Genomic DNA, 418 nt, shown 5'->3' on the forward strand with positions numbered 1-418 from the left:
GTACTGAGGCGGATCATGCCGCTCTCCCGGCGGAATAGTGGATCAGGCACCAGTTCGCCAGGGTCAGCACCTCTTCCGCCGCCAGCGAATCCTGACGATACTCCCCGAGAGGTTGTTTCGCCGCCAGGCACTCGGCCATCGCCTCGTCGCGGTGAATCGTCACCGGCAGGATGCGCGGCTGGCTCTCCAGCCACAGCTGGTAGAGATCTTCCTGCAGCTGGCTGCCGACCCGCAGATCGTTAATCAGAATATCGCCGTTGGCCGGGAGGGGCTGCTGGTGTAGACGGATATGGCTATTGGCGTCGGGATGAACCACCACCAGCGAGCGATCGCAAAGCGTCAGCAGCTCGCGGGTCAACGGCGAATAACCCGCCGGCAGATCCAGCAGCAGCCAGCGGTACTGGCCCTGTAGCTGCTG

Annotated in this window: 1 protein-coding gene; it reads right to left on the bottom strand. The window is 63.4% G+C overall.

Annotated elements, in window-relative coordinates:
• Nucleotides 1-13 precede the first annotated feature (13 nt).
• The coding region (locus tag M3234_RS28955; RefSeq protein ID WP_285858865.1) for a cellulose synthase operon protein YhjQ/BcsQ at nt 14-418 on the bottom strand (405 nt) is incomplete at its 5' end.

This window comes from Neobacillus niacini, from assembly GCF_023715785.1.
Taxonomy (GTDB): Bacteria; Bacillota; Bacilli; order Bacillales; family Cytobacillaceae; genus Neobacillus; species Neobacillus niacini_E.